Origin of the sequence: Mesorhizobium sp. M1A.F.Ca.IN.022.07.1.1, assembly GCF_003997575.1 — a bacterium.
GTDB lineage: Bacteria > Pseudomonadota > Alphaproteobacteria > Rhizobiales > Rhizobiaceae > Mesorhizobium.
Window position 1 is genome coordinate 1 of sequence record NZ_RZST01000431.1, and the last position, 4,268, is coordinate 4,268.

The following is a 4,268-nucleotide window of genomic DNA, read 5'->3' on the forward strand; positions in this document are numbered from 1 at the left end:
CGCCTCCTGGGCGACCGCCGGCGTCGATCCGGCGATCATGGGCACCGGCCCGATCCCGGCCTCGAAGCGGGCGCTGGAGAAGGCCGGCTGGTCGGCCAAGGACCTCGATCTCGTCGAGGCCAACGAGGCCTTCGCCGCGCAGGCCTGCGCCGTCAACAAGGGCATGGGCTGGGATCCCTCGATCGTCAACGTCAATGGCGGCGCCATCGCCATCGGCCATCCGATCGGCGCCTCGGGCGCCCGCGTGTTCAACACGCTGGTCTACGAGATGCGCCGCCGCGGCGCAAAGAAGGGCCTCGCGACGCTTTGCATCGGCGGCGGCATGGGCGTTGCGATGTGTGTGGAAGCCTTGAACTGAGCGAATGGCGAACTGAGCGAATAGCGAATGGGGAGTAGCGAATAGGGGGAAATGGCGTTGCACGACGGGCTATCGATCCCTACTCGCTATTCGCCACTCCCTATTCGCTCTTCCGACCAAAGGGAGGAAATGCATGAGCAAGGTAGCAATCGTCACGGGCGGATCGCGCGGCATCGGTGCGGCGATATCGGTGGCCCTGAAGAATGCCGGCTATTCGGTCGCCGCGAACTATGCCGGCAATGACGAGGCGGCCCAGAAATTCAAGGCCGAGACCGGCATCCCCGTCTACAAATGGTCGGTCGCCGATTATGACGCTTGCGCCGCCGGCATCGCCCAAGTCGAGGCTGATCTCGGTCCGGTCTCGGTGCTGGTCAACAATGCCGGCATCACCCGCGACACCATGTTCCACAAGATGACCCGCGAGCAGTGGAAGGAGGTCATCGACACCAACCTTTCCGGCGTCTTCAACATGACGCATCCGCTATGGAACGGCATGCGCGATAGGAAGTTCGGCCGCGTCATCACCATCTCCTCGATCAACGGCCAGAAAGGCCAGATGGGCCAGGTCAATTATTCGGCCTCGAAAGCCGGCGATATCGGCTTTACCAAGGCGCTTGCCCAGGAAGGCGCCCGCGCCGGCATCACCGTCAACGTTGTTTGCCCCGGCTACATCGCCACCGACATGGTCATGGCCGTGCCGGAAAAAGTGCGGGAATCGATCATCGCTCAGATCCCGGTCGGCCGTCTCGGCGAGCCGGAGGAGATTGCGCGCTGCGTTGTCTTCCTCGCCTCCGAAGACGCAGGCTTCATCACCGGCTCGACCATAAGCGCCAATGGCGGCCAGTATTTCGCCTGAGATCTTGTTCGGCTGAACTCTTCTGACACCGATGGCAGGCGGCCCGCCGCAAACGGGCCGCCTGTTTTTGTCTGCGCTCCGGCAGCACCGGGTGGGCATGCCTCAATTTGGCACGCAAAAGTTAACAGCCTCCCCGCGCCCTGTGGGAAACCCGGTTCACAAGCTGTGGATTTTCGGTGCACAAGCTTTGGACAACACCATATCTAGGGGTGAACAAAACAGGAAGTTTTGCAGATCGCTGATTCGTCGCCGATTCGTTCCGGCTTTGGCCGAGAAGTTAACGCGCCGCGCCGGAAATAGGCGCGAACAAGATTAACGCCGGTTAGGAAAGATCAACCATTTCACAATGTTGGCGGCCGCGCTCGAGTCCGTCGCGGTCGCTCCCCCGCAAAGGTTAACGACGCTCCGGAACCAGCGCGAGCCAAGCACGAAACGGGCCAGTTCACAGATTCAGCATGTGGTGAGACTCATGGTCAAAAAATCCACATATAGCCGTGAACAAAACCTGAATCAGAGCGAGTCAGTGATTCGTCGCCGATTCGTTCCAGACTCGTTCCAACGGTTAATCGGCCGCGGATTTTGACCTTGCCTGTCGTCGCGCCATCTCTTGATGGGAACATTCCGCTTTCGCTTCGCGTCTGAAATCCCTATGTGTGCCCTGTCACACGCGGCGGCACCGCCGCGTCCCCGACAACAAGCGGCAGAAAGCCTCATTTCCGAGCCGATGAATATCCAGCCGAAACCCTCCCAGCCGCTGATCCTTTCCGGCCGCGACGTAACGGCCGTGCTCGGCCCCACTAACACCGGCAAGACCCATCTCGCCATCGAGCGCATGGTGTCGCACGACACCGGCATCATCGGTCTGCCGCTGAGGCTCCTTGCCCGCGAGGTCTATACGCGCGTCTGCGAGAAGGTCGGCGCCAGCAAGGTGGCGCTGATCACCGGCGAAGAGAAGATCGTGCCGGCGAGCGCGAGATATTCCGTCTGCACCGTGGAAGCGATGCCGCGAGAGACCGATGCCGCCTTCGTCGCCATCGACGAGGTGCAGCTCGCCGGCGACCTCGAACGCGGCCACATCTTCACCCACCGCATCCTGCATCTGCGCGGCCGCCAGGAGACGCTGCTTCTGGGCGCCGCCACCATGCACGGCATCCTGCAACGCCTGCTGAAGGGCGTCTCGGTGGTGACGCGGCCGCGGCTGTCGCATCTTGCCTACGCCGGCTCGAAGAAGCTCACCCGCCTGCCGCGGCGCACGGCGATCGTCGCCTTCTCCGCCGACGAGGTCTATGTCATCGCCGAATTGATCCGCCGCCAGCAGGGCGGTGCTGCCGTCGTTCTCGGCGCGCTCAGTCCCCGCACCCGCAATGCCCAGGTGGAGATCTTCCAGTCGGGCGACGTCGACTATCTGGTCGCCACCGATGCCATCGGCATGGGCCTGAACCTCGACCTCGAGCACGTCGCCTTCGCCCAGAACCGCAAGTTCGACGGCTACCAATACCGCAACCTGACCGCCGCCGAGCTAGGCCAGATCGCGGGGCGTGCCGGCCGACACCTGCGCGACGGCACCTTCGGCGTCACCGGCCAGGTCGATCCGTTCGACGAGGATCTGGTCAAGAAGATCGAGGGGCACGATTTCGACCCGGTGAAGGTGCTGCAGTGGCGCACCGCCGATTTCGATTTTGCCAGCCTCGATGCCCTGAAACGCTCGATCGAGACCAACGCGCCGGTCGAAGGGCTGACCCGGGCATTGCCGGCGGTCGACGCTCAGGCGCTGGAACATTTGTCGCGCGACGCCGACATCAGGACGCTTGCCACCGGCAGGGAGCGCGTGGCGCTGCTGTGGGAGGCCTGCGCGCTGCCGGACTACCGCAAGATCGCGCCCGCCCAGCATGCCGACCTCATCGCCTCGATCTATATGGACCTTGCACGCCATGGCCATGTCGATGAGAATTACATGGCCGAACAGGTGCGGCGGGCCGACACCACGGATGGTGATATCGACACGCTGTCGCACCGGATCGCCCAGATCCGTACCTGGACCTTCGTCTCCAACCGACCGGGCTGGCTGGCCGATCAGCTACACTGGCAGGAAAAGACGCGCGAAATCGAAGACAGATTGTCGGATGCGCTGCATGAGCGGTTGACGAAACGCTTCGTAGACCGCAGGACTTCCGTCCTCATGCGGCGCCTTAGAGAAAATACCATGCCTGAAGCTGAAATCAGCCCAACCGGAACCGTGCTCGTCGAAGGCCATCACGTCGGCGAGTTGCAGGGATTCCGCTTCACCGCCGACCAGAGCGCCGGCGGCGAGGACGCCAAGGCGGTGCGCACCGCTGCCCAGAAGGCGCTCGCGGCTGAGTTCGAGGCGCGCGCCGAGCGCTTCGCCGCGTGCGCCAACGGCGATCTGGCATTGGGCTCGGACGGTGTCCTGCGCTGGATCGGCGCGCCGATCGGCACCCTGGTTGCCGGCGACGAGGCTTTGAAGCCGCGCCTTGTGCTGCTTGCCGACGAGCAGCTCACCGGCCCTGCCCGCGACAAGGTCGCGGCGCGCGCCGAGCGTTTCGTCAATTTTCAGATCGAGTCGCTCTTGAAGCCGCTGGTCGATTTGAAGAACGCCGAGCAGCTCACCGGCATCGCGCGCGGCATCGCCTTCCAGCTCGTCGAGCATTTCGGTCTCATCAACCGCCGCGACATCGCCGAGGAAATGAAGTCGCTCGACCAGGAAGGCCGGGCGGCCCTGCGGCGCCTTGGCGTGCGCTTCGGTGCCTACCACGTCTTCGTGCCGGCGCTGATCAAGCCGGCGCCGGCCGGGCTGGTGACGCTGCTCTGGGCGCTTAAGAGCGACGGCAAGGACAAGCCAGGCTTCGGCGACGTGGTGCATGCGCTGGCATCGGGCCGCACCTCGGTGGTGATCGATCCTGCTTTCGACAAGACGTTCTACAAGCTCGCCGGCTATCGCAATCTCGGCCGCCGCGCCGTACGCGTCGATATCCTAGAGCGGCTGGCCGATCTCATTCGCCCCGCGACAAACTGGAAGCCCGGCCTCGGCCAGCG

The 4,268-nt window shown here is 63.8% G+C and carries 2 protein-coding genes and 1 pseudogene; all 3 read left to right on the forward strand.

Features of this window, described 5'->3' with window-relative positions; all coding sequences use genetic code 11:
• Positions 1-358, forward strand: a pseudogene (locus EOA75_RS29665) (acetyl-CoA C-acetyltransferase); the annotation flags it as partial.
• A gap of 133 nt (positions 359-491) precedes the next feature.
• The gene (locus EOA75_RS29670; protein ID WP_067319406.1) at positions 492-1,214 is read left to right on the forward strand and encodes a beta-ketoacyl-ACP reductase; all 723 of its coding nucleotides are present in this window, start codon (positions 492-494) and stop codon (positions 1,212-1,214) included.
• Between the two features lie 724 nt (positions 1,215-1,938).
• On the forward strand, positions 1,939-4,268 hold a 2,330-nt coding region (locus EOA75_RS29675), incomplete at its 3' end, for a helicase-related protein (protein WP_164747651.1).